This window comes from Pseudocolwellia antarctica (assembly GCF_049933045.1).
Classification (GTDB): Bacteria; Pseudomonadota; Gammaproteobacteria; order Enterobacterales; family Alteromonadaceae; genus Pseudocolwellia.
Window position 1 is genome coordinate 2,342,360 of sequence record NZ_CP187926.1, and the last position, 22,124, is coordinate 2,364,483.

At 35.7% G+C, this 22,124-nt stretch carries 14 protein-coding genes; 8 read left to right on the plus strand and 6 right to left on the minus strand.

Annotated elements, in window-relative coordinates:
- Positions 1-37: 37 nt before the first annotated feature.
- Together ACPUVN_RS10175 and ACPUVN_RS10180 are read right to left on the minus strand one after the other, a co-directional pair.
- Positions 38-2,146: an ABC transporter permease subunit gene (locus tag ACPUVN_RS10175; RefSeq protein WP_426360552.1), complete on the minus strand. Its 2,109-nt coding sequence runs from the start codon at positions 2,144-2,146 to the stop codon at positions 38-40.
- A 526-nt stretch (positions 2,147-2,672) separates the two neighbouring features.
- Positions 2,673-3,035 (minus strand): DUF2750 domain-containing protein, encoded by a 363-nt coding sequence (locus ACPUVN_RS10180; protein ID WP_426360430.1) that lies wholly within the window; start codon positions 3,033-3,035, stop codon positions 2,673-2,675.
- 265 nt (positions 3,036-3,300) lie between these two features.
- Between ACPUVN_RS10180 and ACPUVN_RS10185 the strand changes: the two genes are divergently transcribed.
- Positions 3,301-3,723, plus strand: coding sequence for a CBS domain-containing protein (locus ACPUVN_RS10185; protein WP_426360429.1), 423 nt, complete (start codon positions 3,301-3,303; stop codon positions 3,721-3,723).
- 214 nt (positions 3,724-3,937) lie between these two features.
- On the opposite strand, the gene ACPUVN_RS10190 is transcribed toward ACPUVN_RS10185, so the two are convergent.
- Together ACPUVN_RS10190 and ACPUVN_RS10195 are read right to left on the minus strand one after the other, a co-directional pair.
- Positions 3,938-6,679 (minus strand): molybdopterin-dependent oxidoreductase, encoded by a 2,742-nt coding sequence (locus tag ACPUVN_RS10190; protein WP_426360428.1) that lies wholly within the window; start codon positions 6,677-6,679, stop codon positions 3,938-3,940.
- 44 nt (positions 6,680-6,723) lie between these two features.
- Positions 6,724-8,049 carry an NAD(P)/FAD-dependent oxidoreductase gene (locus ACPUVN_RS10195; protein ID WP_426360427.1) on the minus strand — a complete coding sequence of 442 codons (1,326 nt, stop codon included), beginning with the start codon at positions 8,047-8,049 and terminating at the stop codon, positions 6,724-6,726.
- Positions 8,050-8,554: 505 nt separating this feature from the next.
- On the opposite strand from ACPUVN_RS10195, the gene ettA reads away from it, so the two are divergent.
- From ettA to ACPUVN_RS10220, 5 genes are all read left to right on the plus strand, one after another.
- Positions 8,555-10,228, plus strand: coding sequence for an energy-dependent translational throttle protein EttA (gene ettA / locus ACPUVN_RS10200; RefSeq protein WP_426360426.1), 1,674 nt, complete (start codon positions 8,555-8,557; stop codon positions 10,226-10,228).
- Positions 10,229-10,543: 315 nt separating this feature from the next.
- Positions 10,544-10,930, plus strand: a complete 387-nt coding sequence (locus tag ACPUVN_RS10205) for a PilZ domain-containing protein (RefSeq protein WP_426360425.1) — start codon at positions 10,544-10,546, stop codon at positions 10,928-10,930.
- A 70-nt stretch (positions 10,931-11,000) separates the two neighbouring features.
- Positions 11,001-11,498, plus strand: a complete 498-nt coding sequence (locus ACPUVN_RS10210; protein ID WP_426360424.1) for a glycine cleavage system protein R — start codon at positions 11,001-11,003, stop codon at positions 11,496-11,498.
- Positions 11,499-11,627: 129 nt separating this feature from the next.
- Complete coding sequence (ppk1, locus tag ACPUVN_RS10215) at positions 11,628-13,745, plus strand: polyphosphate kinase 1 (protein WP_426360423.1); 2,118 nt, start codon at positions 11,628-11,630, stop codon at positions 13,743-13,745.
- A gap of 15 nt (positions 13,746-13,760) precedes the next feature.
- A complete protein-coding gene (locus ACPUVN_RS10220; RefSeq protein ID WP_426369029.1) occupies positions 13,761-15,281 on the plus strand; it encodes an exopolyphosphatase in 1,521 nt (506 codons plus the stop codon).
- A 148-nt stretch (positions 15,282-15,429) separates the two neighbouring features.
- On the opposite strand, the gene ACPUVN_RS10225 is transcribed toward ACPUVN_RS10220, so the two are convergent.
- Together ACPUVN_RS10225 and ACPUVN_RS10230 are read right to left on the minus strand one after the other, a co-directional pair.
- Positions 15,430-18,276, minus strand: coding sequence for a TonB-dependent receptor (locus ACPUVN_RS10225; protein WP_426369030.1), 2,847 nt, complete (start codon positions 18,274-18,276; stop codon positions 15,430-15,432).
- A gap of 270 nt (positions 18,277-18,546) precedes the next feature.
- On the minus strand, positions 18,547-19,554 hold the full coding sequence (locus tag ACPUVN_RS10230) for a LacI family DNA-binding transcriptional regulator (RefSeq protein WP_426360420.1): 1,008 nt from the start codon (positions 19,552-19,554) through the stop codon (positions 18,547-18,549).
- 137 nt (positions 19,555-19,691) lie between these two features.
- On the opposite strand from ACPUVN_RS10230, the gene manD reads away from it, so the two are divergent.
- A complete protein-coding gene (gene manD / locus ACPUVN_RS10235) occupies positions 19,692-20,909 on the plus strand; it encodes a D-mannonate dehydratase ManD (protein ID WP_426369031.1) in 1,218 nt (405 codons plus the stop codon).
- Positions 20,910-20,980: 71 nt separating this feature from the next.
- The gene (locus tag ACPUVN_RS10240) at positions 20,981-22,120 is read left to right on the plus strand and encodes a Gfo/Idh/MocA family protein (protein WP_426369032.1); all 1,140 of its coding nucleotides are present in this window, start codon (positions 20,981-20,983) and stop codon (positions 22,118-22,120) included.
- Positions 22,121-22,124 lie beyond the last annotated feature (4 nt).

Here is a 22,124-nt window from a genome sequence, read left to right on the forward strand (position 1 = left end):
ATCATACTTTCCTAATAACCAACCTAATAACTTGCCTTTATAGTGAGCTATATTTGTCACGTAAACGCTGACGAACAAACTCTGCAAGTGTGTTAACTACGAAAGTGAACACGAATAAAACAAATGCTGCTAAGAAGAGAATTCTATAATGCGAGCTACCCACTTCCGACTCAGGCATTTCTACCGCAATGTTAGCGGCAAGCGTTCTCATACCTTGGAAAATACTCCAATCAAGTATTGGTGTATTACCTGTAGCCATTAATACAATCATCGTTTCGCCAACTGCTCGTCCTAATCCCATCATTAATGCAGAGAAAATCCCAGGACTCGCCGTTAATAAAACAACTTTCATAAGTGTTTGCCACTGAGTTGCACCTAACGCTAAAGAACCACTGGTTAAATGACGAGGAACACTAAAAATAGCATCTTCAGCCATAGTAAAAATAGTAGGAATAACAGCAAAACCCATAGCAATACCAACCACTAACGCATTACGTTGGTCAAAGTTAATACCTAGCTCATTCGTAATGTATTGACGTACATCGCCACCAAACATATGAGTTTCAAGTATTGGAGATAAAGCAAAAGCACAATAAACAGAAATTAATATAACGGGTATTAAAATCACTGGCGCTAATGTTTCTGGAATTTTTAATTTAATGTCTTTTGGTAGTTTGTACCAAGCAAAAGCAGCAATTAAGGTAGACAAGGGTAAGAAAATCACCATTAAGAATATCGCAGGTAAATAAATCTCGATAATTGGCGCTAACCATAAGCCCGCTAAAAATCCTAAAATAACAGTGGGTAGAGCTTCCATTAATTCGATAGTAGGCTTAACTTTTTTACGTAAACCTGGCGTCATAAAATAAGCGGTATATATAGCAGCAGTTAACGCGATAGGCACAGCAAATAGCATGGCATAAAATGCGGCTTTTAATGTACCAAATGAAATTGGAACTAATGAGAACTTCGCTTCAAAGTCATCAGTACCTGACGTTGATTGCCAAATATAATCAGGTTCTGCGTAGCCTTCGTACCAAACCTCATTCCATAATGCTGTCCAAGTCACTTCTGGATGCTCATTATGTACTTTGAAAATGCTTAATACATTATTGCTCACAGTAACAATAGCGTCTGCTCGTGGAGATATAGCAAAAGCTTCAGGCGCTACTTCAGCAATTTTACCGTTCCAAAGTTGCGCTTCACTTGTTGTGTAGAATATATCAGCGGCACCCGAAGCACTTACCGTATAAAAGCTCTTACGAAACTGCTCGGTATAAATTTTAGCTACCGCTTCACCTGTGCTGTTATTAAATGAACGGATTTTTTGAAAGTCTCTGCCGCTATCGCCAGCTACTTCAAACCATTGGCTAATATTACCTTTGTCGTCACCAATCAGAATTGAACTACTTCCTGATAAAAGCGCCATTGACGTAATATTAGTTTTAGGCTTTATTTCAGCTTTTAAAGTAACCACATCTTCATCGGTTAAATCAAATACTGAAACGTTGTTAGCACTTCTAACAAAAGCTAACGACAAGTCTGGCGTAATAAGAATGTCATCAACTCTTTTTGAATAAAATTCAATTTCTTGATAAATCACTTCAAAAGCTGGATCGTAATCAAAATCATCTTCAGCAAGTAAAGAGGTTTTAATTAATCGACCATCAGCTGTTCTTGCCACAAAAACGACTTTTTCAGCGCTCATCGCAAAAGCAACTTTATTCAATTGCTCATTGTTTTCGTCGATTTCTAACGATTCTTCACCTAATGGATAATCGATGCGAGCCATTATCTCGCGAGTGTCTGCGGTATAAACAGCTTGAAATTTAGGCGCTATCACTACGTTATTATTATTTGAATCAACTAATAACTTGTAATGAATACCTGAATCAACAATATGTGTTACTTCGGCATCATCCGAAATTAACTGATGAGAAGATATTTGGCTGCCTAACTCATGATTGTTCTTATCTGTTAATCGATAAAAAACAACTTCACCTTGAGTGTTTATTTGATATGCCACTTCTTTCAATTCATCGACACCCGTACTAATTGTACGTTCATCAGAATTAAATGAAATTTGAGAGGTTTGCTCTACAGTTGCTGAATCAAATACAGGTTTGATCACATAAAGTAGATACATAAAAATTAGCACAAGTGTAAATAAAACACTGATACCACCGAGTGTAATTAGCCACTTTGCTAAAGAGTTTTTAAGCTGACGTGTGCCAGTTGATTTAAATGCTAGAGCCACTAAATCTGCCTTTATTTGCTATTGATATTAAGAACAGACTAAATTATATGTCATTAATATTACAGTTTTGTGACATGCGGGGTGAGATTAGAATAAAGTAGATAAAATATATTTTACGGGGAAACGTGATAACTCAACGCATTGATTTTTATGTGGTTTAATATTTATGGGTATATAGAGTAGCAGATAGTCTTTTATAAAAACATATTACTTACATTAAACAATAAAGTAGTTTTTAAGTCAGAAATAAGACAATAAGATGTCATGTTATTCTCCGATGGTAATAAAATATTAAATATAGCCATTAAAAAACGACCTCATATTTAAATAAAATCACGCTATATCTACTGACTGTAGATTAATTTAGCGTGATTTTTATGTCTCATAGCTTTTAACTAGCTTGAATAGCTTTTAGTTACTTATAAATTTCAACTTCAGAAAGTAATTGCGTAAATTCAGCTAATTCTACTTCTACACAGTCGCCCTCTTCAGGCCAGTTAAGTCCGATAATAATATTATCTTCGTTCAAGTCTTCAATCCAAAATTCCATCCATTCAGCAACAGAAATTTCAATCGGAGTATATGCTGCCCATTCTTCAAGACAATGGTTTTGTGCTAATTCAGCAGTAGACCATAATGGCATAACTTCAGATTCTTCAAAATTAACTGAATCTAATACCACATAATTTTCTGACTCTGGCTCTTGTAGCGCCCACAACGTCTGTGATGTTTTTACATCAGCGATAAATGTTTTAGTAATACTTTGTTGATCTGTCATGGTGATCCTTTAAATAAATAATCTTTGTGCGATTTTGCGACCTAGTATACTAAAATAAAAGTAATAATATGGAGTGTTTATATTATAAATGAGGTTATAAAAACACATTAACTCAAACTGAGGCTATATTGTTAAATACAAACACTCATTTATACTCAACAATAAATGCTAGGAATGAGTCAATGAATGACAATATAAATAGTCAGTTCAATGAGCAATGTAAAAGAAGAGAGGTATAACACTTGATTCAAATAGTGAGCATCTTATGAGTGTAAAAGCGATTATGTCGCGTGATTTAATTATTCTCGATCTTGACGACAACTTAGAAAAAGCCAAACAAATTTTTGATGAAACTAATATCCATCATATTCTTGTTACTGATAACCATAAATTGGTTGGCATAATAACCGACAGAGATGTATTTAAACATTTGAGTCCTTCGGTAGGTACTCAAAGAGAAACTGCAAAAGATCTATTGTTATTACACAAAAGAGTTCACTTAATAATGGCTCGTAATTTAGTCACAGCAAAAGCGTCTATTTCATTAAATGAAGCTGTACTACTTTTTCATGATAATCATATTTCATGTTTACCTGTGGTAAATAGTACAGGCGAACCTATTGGCATTATTAGTTGGCGCGATATTATTAAAATAGTTGCTCATACTTATCGTAAGAAAATAAGCTAGCTTGGTAAGTGTTTACAGTAAAGAGCCAAAGCTTGGGATGTTACTTTTACCGATGCGGCTTCACTCATTGTGAATGATATAACTCAGTAAGTTAATGAAAGATATATAAAAAAGCCCTCTTATGTGATGACTCCCACAAGAAGGCGATAATTGAGTAAAGGGTTTCAATACAAATACTAAATAGAAGCGCTAAGTAAAAGCCAATAACCTTGAGTTAAACTTTAAAGAAGTCTTTTAATTCAGGAATACACGAACCACAATTAGTACCACACTGAAGCTTTTCGCCTAAGGCTTTCACAGTAGAACAACCTCCAGATATGATCGCTTCTTTAATAGTTTTTTCGCCCACTTGAAAACATGAACAAATGATCTCTCCAACATCTAAAGAACCGTCTGAATCTAATGCTGACAGTAATTTAAATCGAGATTTAACATCATGCTTTTGTCCAATCTGTTTTTCTATAAATTGTGTACTGTATTTTACAGGGACATCAGCACAGGCAGAGAAAAAACAAACCAGTTCATCTTCATAAAAGCCTGCAATTCTTAAAGTATGTTTATTATCGTCTTCAAGTACAACCCAATCAGACACATGAGGATAATAATGCTGTAATAATTCTTCACTGTTGTTTTTAGTAAAAGGTAATTCTTTTTTATCGGCTAAAATGTATTTAACACCTTGCTCAATAGTTGCTATCGTCCAATAATCAGTGTCCAAACTTATCGGCAAGGTACTCACTAAATATCCTGCCCACTTCGCTTCAAAAGCACTTATATCAACAGGACATTGTTTAAACTCAGGTTGCCCTGACAATGAATCGGTTATCGGATTAATCAGTGCAGATACTTTCGCTGACTTAGAAAAACTATCGTTCCAATGAATAGGGACAAAAATCTCACCCACTCGCTGTTCATCTGTAATCAGTGCTCTACCAATATAAGTAGAACCTAAGTTATCGAGTTGCAATAACGCTTTATCTTCTACATTAAGACGCTTGGCATCTTCAGCATTAAGTTGAATAAAAGGTTCAGCAAAGTGCGTCATTAACTTAGGTACGCGCCCTGTTCTAGTCATTGTATGCCACTGATCACGAATACGACCCGTGTTCATAATGACTTGATTAGCGGTTGGTGCAATTTCAGGTAATTTAGCGGTAATTGGAATAAGATTAGCTTTACCCGTTGGCGTTGCAAAAACACCTTGAGTGAATAAACGTTTTACTCCGTAAGGATTTTTTGAATTTATTGGCCATGGCGTAGGAGAGAAATTACGATATTCTTCAAGAGAAAGACTTGTTAAGCCTGAAATATCAAATGCACGATGAACTCTATATTCATTTTCGCTTCTTACAATATTTTCTTCTGCTGATATATTTTCGAACCCAGATAACGCAGCATGCTCACTAAATATTTCATAAGGGTGGCTATAATCAAAGGCATCTTCAAAGCCCATTTTCTTAGCGACTAAACTGACAATTTCCCAATCATTTTTTGCCAGACCAGGTGCGCTGACTAATGATTTTTGTAAAGAAATGGTACGCTCAGAACTTGTTACCATGCCCTCTTTTTCACCCCATGTTGTAGCAGGTAATACCACATCGGCGTAATTGATCGTTTCAGCACTTTCGTAACTTTCACTCACAACAACTAGCGGACATTTAGTCAGTGCGTCTTTAACCACATTGGCATTGGGCATACTTACAACAGGGTTTGTCGCTATTATCCAAATCGCTTTAATTTCGCCCCTTTCAACAGCCTCAAACATATCTACGGCTTTTAAACCTTGTTTATGAGCCATTTTAGGTGCGTTCCAAAAACGTTGAACAAGATCAACTTCATTCGGGTTTTCAAAATGCATGTGCCCTGCTAGTTGATTAGCTAAGCCACCAACTTCTCGACCGCCCATAGCGTTAGGTTGTCCCGTTATAGAAAAAGGACCCGCACCTGGATAGCCTATTTTGCCTGAAGCTAAATGACAGTTGATCAGTGCATTACCTTTATCTACACCTGAAGAGGACTGATTAATCCCCATAGAAAACATGCTAACCACGTTTTTATTTTGGGCGAATAACTCATAACTTTGAAATAAAGTTTTAAGTTCAACATCACAGGCTTTAGCTACGCTGTCTAACGTAGGTAATTGTGCTTTTGCTGCAGCTAGCGTTTCATCAAAGCCTAGGCAATGCTCTTTAATATAATCTTCATCAAGGGCATTGTTATTCGCTAAATAAGCTAGTAAACCATTAAAATAAAAGGCGTCTGTGCCAGGTTTTAATTGAATGTGTAGATCAGCATTTTTACTGGTAGCTGTCGCTCTAGGATCAATCACTACAAGTTTTAAATTCGGGTTATCTTCTTTTGCCTTAACGATACGCTGATAAACAATAGGATGAGCATAAGCAGGATTTGAACCGACGATAAAAATAACATCCGCTTGTTCTAAATCTTCATAACAACCTGGAACAACATCTTCGCCAAACGCTCTTTTATGCGCAACACTTGCAGAAGCCATACAAAGTCTTGAGTTAGTATCAACATTGGCAGAACCAATAAAGCCTTTCATCAGCTTATTAACGATGTAGTAATCTTCCGTTAAAATTTGTCCTGACACATAAAAAGCAACAGAATCAGGACCATGTTCAGCAATCGTTTGTTTAAACTGCTCAGCCACAACGGTTGTAGCTTCATCCCATGAAGCTGGTTTACCAAAAACGATTGGCGTTAAAATTCGTCCTTTATCAGCAACTGTTTCGTGAAGAGAAGAACCTTTTACGCAGAGTCTGCCGAAATTAGAAGGATGCTGTTCATCACCTGTTACCGCAACTATTTTGTTATCAACTACCGTTGTTGAAACACCACAACCCACACCACAATACGGACACGTAGTTTTATGAATAGTTGTGCTTAATGAGGCTGATGGTTCTTGTTTATCCGTAAAAATAATATTTGAATTCATTTCATTCTCTAAAATCTAAGTCTCTGGAAAGGCTTTATAAAAAATTAGGCTGCGATAATAATATTGTCTTTAACTGCAGCAGGCATAAACTCATGCCCCATTACTAAGTTGGGCATAGCATGTGAGACTTTCTTTTTGTTAAGCATCATGTCGAAATACGCCATACCTGAACTGACATTCCCAAAGAGTAATACGCCAACAATAACGTCATTCTCAACAATGATTTTTCTATAAATAAATGATTTTTTATCGGTAAGTACAAAGGTTTGAGTTGTGTCAGAAGACTCTACTACGCCAGCAGAGAATAATTGCACACCTGATACTTTCAATTTTGTAGGAACAGGTGCATTAGCAAAAGCAGATAAATGCCCATTACATAAACGCTCAGCTAAGGTTTTACATTGGCTCCAAATAGGGTCAACTAAACCGAATGTTGAATTTTTATGCTGGCAACATTCACCTAACGCACTAATATGTTCATTACTGGTTTGCATATAATCGTTAACAATAATGGCACGTTTAACTTCAATATCAGCGCTAGTGGCTAACTCTTTATTCGGTGTAATACCCGTAGCAATAACACACATTTGCGCAGGTAAAGTTTTACCGTTTGTTAATGTCGCACCTGACAATAATTTTTCGCCCGCGTCATTCGTAGTATGAGTAAATTCAACAACCTCACAACCCAAAACAAAATTAATATTTTTAGCCGACATAATATTTTTCAACATAGTACCTGACACTTCATCGAGCTGACGATTTAACAGCCAGTGATTACGATGAACTAAAGTTACATTAACGCCACTAATAGCTAATCCGTAAGCCGCTTCTAAACCTAACAAGCCACCGCCAACTACTAAGGCATTTTTTTCTTGGCTTGGAGCATTTGCATCTTGATTGGTAAAGGCTTGAATCTTTTCAGTGTCTTTTATATCTCTGAAATTAAAAATCCCTTTAATATCTTGATTCTTCGCTGGAATTTTTGCTGATCTAGAACCTACCGCTATCACCAATTTATCGTATGGCATTAACTGCTCTACTTCAGGTATTTGATTATTTTGTAAAGCGAGGTTTTTATTAACACTATCAATATAAGAAACAAAGGTATCACTCAAAAATTCAATTGAATTATCTTTATACCACTGCGGAGTTTTTTGAATAATTCCATCAACATTTGTTTCACCCGCTAATACCGACGACAACATAATTCGGTTGTAGCTACCAAAAGGTTCTTTACCGATAACTTTGATATCGAACTTATCAGGTGTGCGACTTAATATTTCATCTAATAAACGCCCTGTAGCCATCCCGTTTCCGATGATCACTAAAATGGGTTTTTTAAACGTTGATGCGCTGTGATTTATAATCATAGTAAACCTTGAATCGATATGACGAGCTAATAGCTTTAATTACTATCAAGGTAATAGCACTATATATGCCATTATCTGTAACACGATATGAATACTGTTATATAAAACCACAAAAACACACAAAACCATTGAATTTAAAGAGATTATCCATATGCTTTCAACTTATATCTAAGCCTCTCCAGTACGAATATTTAACAATAATACTGGATATTCAGGAGAGTAATTAATTGAATGCACCAAACGATCGCACCATTAAAGGGCGCAAATAGAAAGAAACTCAAAATTAAGTCTGTCAGATGACCTACTGCCTAAAGTTTGATAAATAACCTAATGATCCCAACAACCTCATTATCAAAAGTAAAAACTAAACAATAAGACACACAATCCTATTTGCTAAACACAGGCGTATTAACCTAAAATAAGCCCACTTAACATTAATAACAAAACTCGTGAAAATGAGTTGATGTTTGTTTCACTCACTTTTAACTTTAATAAAAGGTTTTTCATGGCATTACCAGATAAGTTTATTTTCTCGATGAACCGCGTTTCTAAAGTGGTTCCTCCAAAGCGTACTATTTTAAAAGACATTTCTTTATCATTTTTCCCTGGCGCTAAAATTGGTGTTTTAGGTCTAAACGGCTCTGGTAAATCGACTTTACTGCGAATTATGGCAGGTATAGATAAAGAGTTTGAAGGTGAAGCGAGCGCACTTGCCGGCACTAACATTGGTTACTTACCGCAAGAGCCACAATTAGATGAAAACAAAACAGTTCGTGAAGTAGTTGAAGAAGCTGTTTCTGAAGTAAAAGACGCTATGGCGCGTTTAGATCAAGTGTACAACGAATACGCTGAAGAAGGTGCTGACTTTGATGCCCTAGCTAAAGAACAAGGACAGTTAGAAGACATCATCAACAGCCAAGACGGTCATAATATAGATAACGTTTTAGAACGCGCAGCTGATGCACTTAGATTACCTGAGTGGGATCAAAAAATTGCTGTACTAAGTGGTGGTGAACGTCGTCGTGTGGCTTTATGTCACTTACTATTACAAAAACCAGACATGTTATTACTAGATGAACCAACCAACCATTTGGATGCTGAATCAGTTGCTTGGTTAGAACGCTTCTTACATGAATATCCAGGTACGGTTGTAGCGATTACCCATGATAGATACTTCTTAGATAATGTTGCTGGTTGGATTTTAGAGCTAGATAGAGGTTACGGTATTCCATGGGAAGGTAACTACTCTTCTTGGTTAGAACAAAAAGATGCACGCTTAGCGCAAGAAAGTAAAGCGGAAAGCGCATTACAAAAAACAATAAAACAAGAACTGGAATGGGTTCGTTCAAACCCTAAAGCGCGTCAAACTAAAAGTAAGGCACGTATGGCTGAGTTTGAAAAATTAAATAGCCAAGAATCTCAAAAACGTAATGAAACTAACGAGCTTTACATTCCACCTGGGCCTCGTTTAGGTGACAAAGTTTTAGACGTTAAAAACTTAACTAAATCTTTTGGCGATAGAGTACTGATTGATGACTTAAGCTTTAGCGTTCCTAAAGGCGCTATTGTAGGTATTATTGGTGCCAACGGCGCAGGTAAATCAACTCTATTTAAAATATTATCAGGCGCAGAAGAAGCCAACAGTGGCTCTGCTGAATTAGGTGACACAGTAAAACTTGCAAGTGTTGATCAGTTTAGAGATAACATGGGCGAAAATAATACTGTTTTTCAAGAAATATCGGAAGGTACCGATATGATAGAAATAGGTACTTACCAAATTCCATCAAGAGCTTACTGTAGTCGATTTAACTTTAAAGGTAACGACCAACAAAAAATTATTAAAGACTTATCTGGTGGTGAGCGTAACCGTGTCCATTTAGCGAAATTAGTTAAAGTAGGTGGTAACTTATTATTACTTGATGAACCAACCAATGATTTAGATGTTGAAACATTACGTGCTTTAGAAGAAGCGATATTAGAATTTCCAGGTTGTGTTATGGTTATTTCACATGACCGTTGGTTCTTAGATAGAATCGCAACACATATTCTTGATTATCGTGATGAAGGTAAAGTTAACTTCTTCGAAGGTAACTTTACGGAATACGATGCATGGTTGAAGAAAACATTAGGTTCTGCAGCAATGGAACCTCATAGAATTAAGTACAAAAAAATAGGCTAATGACTCGGTCATTCAACCTAAATTAGATTTTAAGAAGGCACATAATAATGTGCCTTTTTTATTGCCTGCATATTAGTGATACTTGTTCACATCGCGATTAAATCCGTTTTAAATTGCATGAAATTTAATCCTGAAATATCAACAGCCCCTAGTATTAATCAAAGCTTTTAATCATTCAGTTACTCTTTGATGTTTTAATATTTCAAATCAATCAATTACAGTCGCCCTCACCTAACTTAATAACAAATATATATTTGCTTATTCTATTTCCAAATTAAGACAAAAAGTCTATGCTAAAGTTATAAAGAAATTCTTTTGAGTAACGCAATGGAAAATAGACGAACATTCACACGTATATTGTTTTCGCTCGATGCCAAGTTAACAATAGATGAAATAGAGCAACCCGTTTCACTTCATGATATTTCTATATCTGGTGCATTAATAAAATGTAGTGCAGTTAATTCCCCACAGGCAAACCAAACAGGTGTATTACAGTTTGCACTTGATGACAACTCGCAAATCACAATGAAAGTTACTGTAGTACATGTACATAACCAAGAAGAAAACATAGAAATAGGCTTAGATTGTAATGCTATCGATCTCGACAGTATTTCTATTTTACGTCGCCTCATAGAATTGAATCTGGGTGATAGTAAACAACTCAACAAAGAATTATCAGAATTAAGTTATTTACACGAATAATTTAATACATAAAAATAAACATAACTCTCCCTTATAACATTAAAAAAATCCTGAAAAACAAGGAAACAACATGAAAAATTTAATCATTTCTTTTATAAGCTTAGACCGTCCTGGATTAGTAGACACAATTTCAAATGTTGTCCGTCAACATAATGGTAACTGGCAAAGCAGTAGTTTGAATCACATGTCAGGTTATTTTACGGGTGCTATCGAAGTGGCTGTTGAAGCATCTAAAAGCCAAGCACTGATTAATGCGCTTAATGAAATTGAAGGCTTAGAAAGTAATATTAAAGTAAGCGACAACGGACTAAACCTAGCTCAACCAAGTATTGTTTTAGAGCTTACAGCAAACGATCGTGAAGGCATTATCCAAGAAGTATCATCTATTATTCATAAACAAGGTGGTAACTTAATTAAAGTCGTGAGCGATACTGAAACAGCACCTCATAGTGGGCAAGAACTATTTAAAGCCAAAGTGACTGTATCTGTAGCTTCAGAACAAATCGATAACTTAACCGACGCGATTGAAAGCTTAGCCGACGATCTTATGGTTGATGTAACTCGCTAACCCCTAGACAATCAAATTCATTATATTTTAACAAATTCACGACAACATATTTTGAGTAAATATCGTAATAAATCAGTAACAAGAACTCCCTATACTCATGTTTTGTGTTATTGATGTATTACGATAGAAATGAGCGATATGACGACATATTTTGATAAAGAACTAAGTTGGCTATCTTTTAACGAAAGAGTGCTGCAAGAAGCCGCAGATGAGACGGTGCCTATTGTTGATAGGATCCGTTTTTTAGGTATATATTCTGCCAATTTAGATGAATTTTTTCGAGTACGTGTCGCCAATATTCGTCGTAGCGCTATTTTAGAAACAGCTCAAGAAAGCACAACAAACGAATGGAATACCTTACACAGTAATATTATTAATAAAGTTAATGAGTTAACGGCACGCTTTAAAAGTGAAGCGGACAATATATTTGACGAAATTAAAAAGAAACGCATTAATATTATCTTTAATGATCCCACCAATAGTGTTTTTAAAAACAAGTTATCTTCCGCTCAAAAAGAATGGTTAAACGAATATTTTGATAATCGTATTATTCGTCACATAACCCCCATTATTATTAACAGTAAAACCCAGTTATCTTCTTGTATAGATGACGATGCTATCTATTTTTTAGTCTCTCTTAATAAAGGTGAAGGTAATCAATTTTGTTTGGTGGAAATTCCTCGTTACGACATTGATCGTTTTATCATTTTACCTGCTATTTCAGAGAACCAAGATAAGCAAGTTGTACTGCTAGATGACATTGTACTCTTCTTTATTGATCGGCTTTTCAACGGCGTATTTGAATACGACAGTATCGATGCTTATTCAATGAAGCTCACACGAGATGCCGAATACAATCTAACGGATGAGCTAGACGAAAGCCTACTCAACCAAATGTCTAAAGGCATAAAACAGCGTTTAAAAGCTGATTTAGTAAGACTGGTTCACGATGAGAAAATGCCTGCTTATATGCTGCATTTCTTGCGTAAGTCACTAAAAATAAGAGAACTCGACAATTTAGTTCCAGGTGTGCGTTATCGTCATTTTAAAGACTTTATTAAATTTCCAAACCTAGGTGATAAAGAATTAGAAAGAGAGAAACTCAAAGCTCTAGACTCTCAACGCTTTAGTGCTTTTCCATCCGTATTTGATGCGATAAGCCAAAACGATATATTACTTTATTATCCGTATCACAAATTTAGACACTTCACTGAATTTGTACGCCAAGCTTCTTACGATCCATTAGTCAGAGAAGTTAAAATTAACATTTATCGTGTCGCTAAAAACTCAAGAATTATTCAATCACTAATCGAAGCCGTAAAAAATGGTAAAAAAGTGACTGTGGTAGTTGAGCTAAAAGCACGTTTCGATGAAGAAGCTAATATAGGCTGGGCAAAATTAATGAAAGATGCAGGTATTCATGTTGAATTTGGCATTGAAACCCTAAAGGTACATTCTAAGCTTTGTATCATTACCCGACTAGAAAACGAGAAATTAGTAAAATATGCTCACATAGGTACAGGTAACTTCCATGAAAGTAATGCGAGGGTTTATACCGATTTCGCACTATTTACCAAGCATAAAGATATTTGCCAAGAAGTAGATAACGTATTTTCGTTTATTTCACACAGCTATAAACGCTTCCGCTTTAATCACCTGATTGTTTCGCCGTTAACGTCGAGAAGACGATTAAATCAATTAATTGAAAATGAGATACAAACAGCGAAAGATAATAAAAAAGCTGAAATCACACTAAAACTTAACAACTTGGTTGATAAAAGCCTAATTAACAAACTTTATGCGGCAAGCCAAGCAGGTGTGAAAATCAGATTAATTGTACGTGGCATGTGTTCATTAATTCCGGGCGTTAAAGATCAAAGTACCAATATTAAAGTTATTTCTATTGTGGATTCTTACTTAGAACATCCACGCGTTATGATCTTTCATAATCAAGGCGAAAAACTGGTTTTTATTACTTCTGGCGATTGGATGGAGCGTAACATTGATCACCGTGTTGAAGTGGGCTGCCCTATTTATGATGAAACCTTAAAAAAACGCATCATACATATTATTGAGCTACATTTTAAAGACAATGTTAAGGCCCGTATTATCGATAAAAACAATAGTAATAAATATGTAACCAATAACAGTAAAACTAAAATCAGATCTCAACTCGCGATACATGAATTTTTAGTTACAGAAGAAAAAAATGATATTATGATGATAGAAGATATGAAATCCACTTAAGTTAATTTACACACTATGACGACAACCGAACCGACGTTAAATAATACAGCAGACAACTATTTAGCGGCATTAGACATTGGTTCTAATAGCTTTCACTTTGTGCTTGCTCGCAGCATTGATAACCACATTCAAATACTTCACACCGAAAAATACCAAGCAAGACTTGCTGATGGTCTTTCAAAAGATAAGACATTGTCTTTAGAAGCCATAGAACGTGGCGTGAATATATTAGCCAACCTAGCCTCTGCAACCGAGCATTTAACAAAAGATAATTTTAGAGCTGTAGCTACCTTTACCCTGCGCGAAGCGACCAATTCTCAACAATTCTTAAAAGAAGCGGCCAAAGTATTCCCTTTCGATATAGAAATTATTTCTGGTCATGAAGAAGCTCGCCTTATTTATCAGGCAGTCAGTAATTTTACACATTCTAAAAACACCCGTTTGGTTATTGATATTGGTGGTGGTAGTACCGAATGTATTATCGGTAAAGACAACGAAGTTTCAGTACTAGCCAGTTTAAATATGGGTTGTGTCAGTTTTACTAAACAGTATTTTCATGACGGTTTTATAACCGACGTTACATTTAAAAAAGCGATCAAAGGTGCAAAACGCGAAATTGACTCTATTGTAAAACGTTTCAAAAAACATCCTTGGCAAGAAATTGTAGGTACATCAGGAACGCTAAAAGCAATTTACAAAGCTATAAATCATAACGAAAACATTCCTCAGCCTGTTACGTTAAAACAAATTAACGAGCTTAAAAAAGAGCTTATTCAATGTAATACAATTAAAAGCATCGATATTAAAGGATTAAAAGACAACAGAATTCCCGTTATATGTGCGGGTGTAGCTATTGCTATTGCCTTGATGGAAACCTTAGAAATAAAAGAATTTAGTCATTGTGAATACGCGCTTCGAGAAGGTGTTTTATTTGAGCAATTAGATAACTCGAATGAAACAGCCAATACCCGTAATAGAACGATTAATAGCTTAATGAAGCGTTTTAATATTGATGAAAGCTATACCGACACAGCGAAAGAGCAAGCCCTTAATATTTTCGACCAAGTAAAAGCGCCGTGGAATATCAATAAGAATGTGTACAAAGAGCTACTTAGAGCAACAATGCGTTTGCATGAGATTGGTTTAGACATAAACCCTTCAGGTTATCATAAACATGGTGCTTATATACTTGCCCATGCCGACTTACCAGGCTTCAACCAAGAGCAACAACAAGCTTTAGCTTGGTTAGTAGATGGTCAGCGCAAAAAGATAAACGATATAAGCAACTTTCAATGGTATTTACTCGATCCGAAGAAATTAGAGAAGCTATGTATTATTGTACGTTTAAGTATTTTACTGACTCAACAACGCCATATAAATGAATCATATACATTACTCGTTGAAGCATCGGAGTACACATTAACGCTATTTCTTGATAATGAATGGTTAGTTGAACACCCTATTGTAGATACTGAGTTATTTTATGAAGCTGAGTATTTAAGAGGTTTAGGGATAGAGTTAATTATTAAGTCTTAAGACTTAAGTTAGTAGGATGAATTCAATTTTGATATTAAAAGTTAAAAGTGTATAAAGTAAATATGCTATTGATTTAATACACTTTTTTTTAATTCATTTAGAAGTAAGTCTCAGGTACCACGGTTTCAGAATAAATAAAACATTAGGCCTAATACATATACCGTACACCGACCGAAAATCGGCGATCCGCTTGGCGTATTTGGTATACAGAACCTAAGTATGTGGAATCACGTGTTGGTTCTTTTAATAAATTAACAATATCCATTTGTAAACGGACTCCCTCGCTAAAATCGTAAGAAGCAGACCAATCAAGTTGTTTAATGGGCTCTCTGAATGATTGTCTAACAGTTGGATCATTTTCACCATTAATGGTGCCAAGTTGACCTACTCGTTGCAGGCGAGATTCATTATCATCTTCTAAAAATCGGCTTCTGTAGGTATATGCAAAACGTGTACTAATACCATTTTTTTCATAAAAAATAGCTGCATTTACAGTGTTTTTTGAAATATCTAATAATGGTATATCATCTGGATCTTCGCTATCAGCATAAGTGTAGTTAAATGACGTACCTAAACCATATTTAAGTAATTGCTGATAACTGATCTCTATACCTTGCACTTTTCCACCTTCCCCATTCGAGTCATAAGTTGTTGTTAAGCCAAGCTCAGCTAAATCAGATGTCGCAGTTGGTTGCCCTGTTCTACCATCTAAATAACACATATCTTCACGGTTGACTTCGCTTGATACAGCAACATAATCGGGGTTATTCCAGCATTCTTCTTCAGTTTTTAAAAAAGATTTAACGTCTTTATAAAAAATAGCACCCGATAACATATTGCCCTTACCCCAATATTGCTCTACAGAAACATCAAACTGAGTTGCTCGATAAGGGTTTAAGTAAGGATTACCGTGCGAGGCTGTTGTACTATCATTACTTACAACATAAGAAGGACTTAACTCTAAAAACTCAGCTCTGCGCATGACGTTAGCAGCAGCAAAACGTACTAAAGTTTTTTTACTCAATTCTAGAGTGATGTTGAGGCTAGGCAAAAAATCGCTATAATCTCTTTGAGTACGAACTAAGATATTATTACCCTCGTCATCTGTCTCGTAAGATTCTACGCTAAGATTTGTGTAAACATAACGACCACCAACAATTGACCTTAATGGATAACCCGCAATTTTGGTATCGATATTGAACTGCAGATAAGCAGCCAACGTTTCTTCATCTACTACTGCATACTCATCATAATTAAAACTTGTTTCACTGTCTGAACCTACATTAGTTCCCACTAACAAGTTATTAAGGATTTCTGTAGTTTTACCTGCTTTTTGTAAAATATCATTATCAAACATAGCAAAGCGAGATAAATCATACACTTGGTTGTTACCAGGAAAAGCATCAAAACTATAATCTTTGATACTATTTTCAGGAAAATCATTCATAGTCAGTAAAATATTTTCACCGTTTCGAGTTAAAGATGTATGCAAATTAGCTAACTTGAAACTATTTTGTGATTTTTTAAAACTGCTGGTAGTAAAACGTAAACCTGTATCTAAAGACGTTATCGCAGCCATTTCTAAAAAAGGTTCATAATAGGTTAAATCAAAACGCGTCGCTGTTTCATTATTATCAATAGCATTATCTCTTACGTCATAACTACCTAATGCCCAATTGTCACGATTGGTAAATGTATTTGGATCATCTAGTAATACCGAAGGCGGATTCTTATTATCGCTGTAATACGTAACACCATTTAACAAATAATTACTGGCTAACGGGTTAGCAGCTTCTGCTACAGGGTCTATAGCAAAAAATCGCATGTCGTAGTAAGGCTCAGATGATGTTGATGAAACGAAGTTTATTTCACCTGAAATATCAATATTGTTGGTCATGATCCAGCTACCGCCAAAAGCAAAACCTAACGAGTCTGTCGCTCGGAATGACGAACTAGTACCATTTTCAAATACAACATCAGAATCATAATAGCTATTTAACTGTTTTTTATCCTCAATAGAGAAATCAGCATTTTTTTCAGCCTCATTACTAAAAGGCGAATGCAGTAAAGTGGTAGGTGTGTATGTCTGGTTATTACCTTCACGTTTAGTAAAGGTAGCGTCTAAGTAAATTTCAACATTTTTAGATTCGGGTTCCCATTGAAACATCATATTACCCGCAGAGCGTTCGCGACGATCTAATTGAGGAAAATAAGTGTAATCAACAGGAATAACATAAACCTCAGCAGGGTCTACATTAGGGTTATTAACATTTAAGGTATTTGCGTTCAAACCGACACGGGATTCATGTTGAATTAATTCACGATCTTGGTAAGTAAAACTCCCTAACATACCAATATTACCACCGGCATCTAACTTCCATTTATCACCAAAGGTTGCATGAAAAATAGGACCTGTCTTTTCAGAGTTATCTGTATATTCGCCTTTTAAAGAAATCAGGCCAAAATATTTTCTTAGTTGAAGTGGTTGCTGAGTTTTTAGATTAATTGTTCCACCCAATGCCCCTTCTATCATCTCAGGCGTCGGTGATTTAATCACTTCAACTTCAGATAAAAAGTAAGATGGGAAATCTTGGAAGTTTACGCCTTTTCGACCATCGCCCAAGGTAGAGCGACCATTGAGCTCTACACGGTTTTGAGAAAGACCTCGAATTGAAACTTCTGAACCTACGCCAAACTCTCGGTTTATTGAAACACCCGTAATACGTTGAAGTGCTTCAGCAATATTATTATCGGGTAGTTTGCCAATATCTTCGGCAACAACAGCATCAATAATGCGCGAATCAGCTCTTTTAAGATCAATACCTGTTTGTAAGCTTTGGCGAATACCACTTACTGAAATTATTTCTATTATACGTTCTTTATCTTCTAAACTTATTTCTTCTGCAGCAAATATTGATGGGCTTAATATAGCTAACAAGGTTGCGCAGATGTGCAAACGCATTCTAAAAAGCTTATTGATAAGTGTTAATTTCATTCTATCCCGTGAACTGCATTAAACTATTGTTTTATTAAGGAGTAACGTTCTTACTTTATAACATTGACCAAAGAAAAATGGTTACACATCTGTTATCAATAGCGTCCGTTTTTATTATTATAAATTATTAAGTTAACGATGTTGATTAAAAGATAAAAAAATTTTGTATTAATTTATTTACTATTTAAGTGGTTAGAATATAAACATAATATTTTATTGAAGTGTGATTTAGAAAACCAAGATTCATTGATCTTCTAAACCATAGTAATTTTATACCTCTATACAAGAATCTCTTGTGGCTAAAGTACAAGGAATGGTAATTCGATTAGGTGCTTTATTTTTAGACTTAATATTTTCTATTAATAACTTAGCCGCTTCGTAACCTAACTTATGGGATTCCTGTTTTACAACAGAGATAGGTACTTGGAAAAACTCTGCATTGGGTATTTCTTCAAATGCTAACAATGAAACATCATCAGGAATGGATATATGATTTTCTTTGAAAATAGTTAACAGCTCGGTAGAAATATCTAATTGCTGAGTAAAAAATGCAGTGGGTAAAACACTTGGATCTAAAATGTCCATAAACGACTCTTCAAAGCCCGTTTCTCTATCCCAGTATTTAGTTAATTGTTTATCAAGTGGAATGTTATATCTTTCATGAGCTTCAACATAACCTAAGTAACGTTCTCGTCTTGATTTTATGTCTTGAAAATCTTGAGTCACAAAACCTATTCTTTTATGACCTAGCTTAATCAAATATTCAGTCGCTTCAAAAGCTGCTTGTCGGTAATCACAAATAACAATATTTTTTTCGTTACCGTCATGCTCAATCTGAAACTGTACAATTTGCATACCCGCTTCAATAAAGCCTGTAATAATTGACGTATTTTTGCCTGAAGAGGCAATCAACATACCTTCAACTCTTAACTGATTTAATGCGTGTAATGACTTAGCTTCAATTTCAGGATCGAAGTCAGTATTGTAAATTAATGCGTTATATTCGCTGGTTTTACAATAATCATGTATCCCACGAATAAAGCGACTTGTGTCGTAACCCGTTATATCTCGCACGATCACACCGATCATTTTTGTTTTATCAGTTTTAAGGCTTCTTGCAATAGGGTTTGGAATATAGTTTAAGTCATCAACTGCTGCTTTGACGCGCTTTTTTGTCTCTTTAGACATATACTCAAAACGACCATTTAAATATTGAGACACTGTGCTTTTTGACACACCAGCGCGTTGCGCAACATCAGTTATTTTTATTTTTATCACGTTTATTTACCAGGTTTTTATTGTTAAATAATGATTAAAAGTGAGGATATTGACATAGTGAAGCATTATGATAAGTTATTCAACTAAAACGGTTTATCAAATATTTATGGTCTTTATTTTAAAAGTGAGGCATCAAGTTGAAAATTAAAGAGATTAAAGTCACTGTATGCAGTCCAGGAAGGAACTTCGTTACAGTTAAAGTTATAACAGACGAAGGCACTTACGGGATAGGCGATGCTACGTTGAACGGTCGTGAAATGGCGGTTGTTACGTATTTAGAAGAGCACGTTGTACCTTGTTTAATTGGTAGAGACCCAAGTGAGATTGAAGACATTTGGCAGTACTTGTACAAAGGCGTTTACTGGCGTAAAGGTCCTATCACTATGGCGTCTATCGCTGCAATTGATATGGCGTTATGGGACATAAAAGGCAAAATAGCAGGTTTACCTGTTTATCAACTACTCGGTGGAAAAAGCCGTAGAGGCGTTACTTTATATGCCCATGCTAATGGTGAAAGTATTAATGACACCTTAGATAAAGTGCAAGAGCATGTTGACCAAGGTTTTAAAGCCGTAAGATTACAATCAGCTATTCCAGGCTTAAAAGTTACCTACGGTGTTTTAGGTGACAAAAAAGATTATTTTGAATTACAAGGCAACCGTCCTTTACCTCCAGAAGATGAATGGTCTACACAAAAGTATTTCAATTCCATTGTTGATCTTATGCGACAAGCGAGAGCAAGATTTGGTAACGAAGTTGAGTTTTTACACGACGTTCATAGTCGTTTAACGCCTATTGAATCAGCAAGATTAGGTAAATTAATGGAAGAGTTTAGTTTACTCTTTTTAGAAGATGCCTCCATCGCTGAAAATCAAGACAGCTACAAAGTTATTAGACAACACACAACCACCCCACTCGCTATTGGCGAAACGTACAACACCATTTGGGATTGTAAAGATTTAATCCAAAACCAATTAATTGATTACATTCGAGTAGCAGCAACTCATGCAGGTGGTATTACAGCATTAAGACGAATTGCTGACTTCGCTAGTATCTACAATGTAAAAATTGCTCCACATGGTGCTCCTGATCTTTCCCCTGTTTGTTTTGCTGCGCATATGCATTTAAACATTTGGGCACCAAACTTTGGCATTCAAGAGTTTGTAGGGTTCGGCAATGACAAGTCTAAAGAAATATTTAAGCATAACTTCACCGTAGAAAATGGCATGGCTTATATGAGCGAAGCGCCAGGATTAGGCATAGAGTTTGATGAAGAAGCTGCACTTAAGTATCCATATAAACGCTCTTATTTACCTGTAAGCCGTTTAGAAGATGGAACCTTATGGAATTGGTAAAGACATAATTAACACCCAGTGAATATTTATAATTCAACTGGGTAGTACCCTAAATTTTACAAGGAATAAAAATGACAAATAACATAAAAGTATTAATTTGCGGAACAGGATTTGCGGGACAAGGTCATGCAGAATCGTTTAGATATGCTGGAGCTGAAGTTGTAGGTATTGTGGGGAGAACAGCAAGCGTTGTACAACAAGTTGCTAAAGATTTAAATATTCCTTATGCAGGAACAGATTGGCAGCAAGCTCTAAAAGATTGTAAGCCAGATGTTGTATCAATCGCCACACCAGGCGGCGCACACGTTGAGCCAATCAAACAAGCCATTGAATTTGGCTGCCATGTATTTTGTGATAAACCTCTTACCCAAAGTGGCGAAACAGCGAAAGAGCTTCAAGACCTAGCCGTTGCTAAAAATGTTAAAACGGCTTTCGCTGCTAGTTTCCGCTACATGCCTCATATCAGACACGCAAAACAATTAGTTGCCGAAGGCGTGATTGGCGAGCCATTAGAAGTTGAATGTATTTCTCACTTTAACTTAGAGCGCGATATTCCGTTTGGTTGGTCACACAGAAAAGAAGATGGTGGCGGTCGTTTAAATAACAACTTCACCCATAAATTATCGATTGTTACTTCTGTTATTGGTGAAGAAATAATGTCACTTATGGGCGAAGTACGTGACGATTTAGGTAAAGCACCGATTGTTGAAGGCGTGCATAATTTTAAAAACAGACGTGATTTCATCCCTGAAGATCTTAACGATCCATCTTTAGAATGGGGTGAATCGAATGTTGAATGGTCTTACACAGTATTAGCCAAACTTAATTGTGAGTTTGCTAAAAAGCCCGTGTCTGTAATGTTCAAACACGGTGGACTGCACCCTCGTTTCAATGAAGATCATATTGTATTTTATGGCAGCAAAGGTGCTATTTACATTAAAGGACACTACGGCAGTGGTCCTCTTTATATTTATGGTGATAATAAAGAGTGGCAAGAAGTACCTCTACCTGCAGACATAGCCGCCAGCGTCCCTGATGTTGAAGGCGATACAGAACAAAACTGGCGTTACCTTATTCGTGAATTAGTTAACGATATTAAAGGCGAAGACGTTCAACCTTACCTTACCTTCAAAGAAGGTAGTCAATACCAACAAATAATTGATTTAATTCGTGAAAACGATAATTGGACAGACGTAAGTCACCTAAAATAAAGGT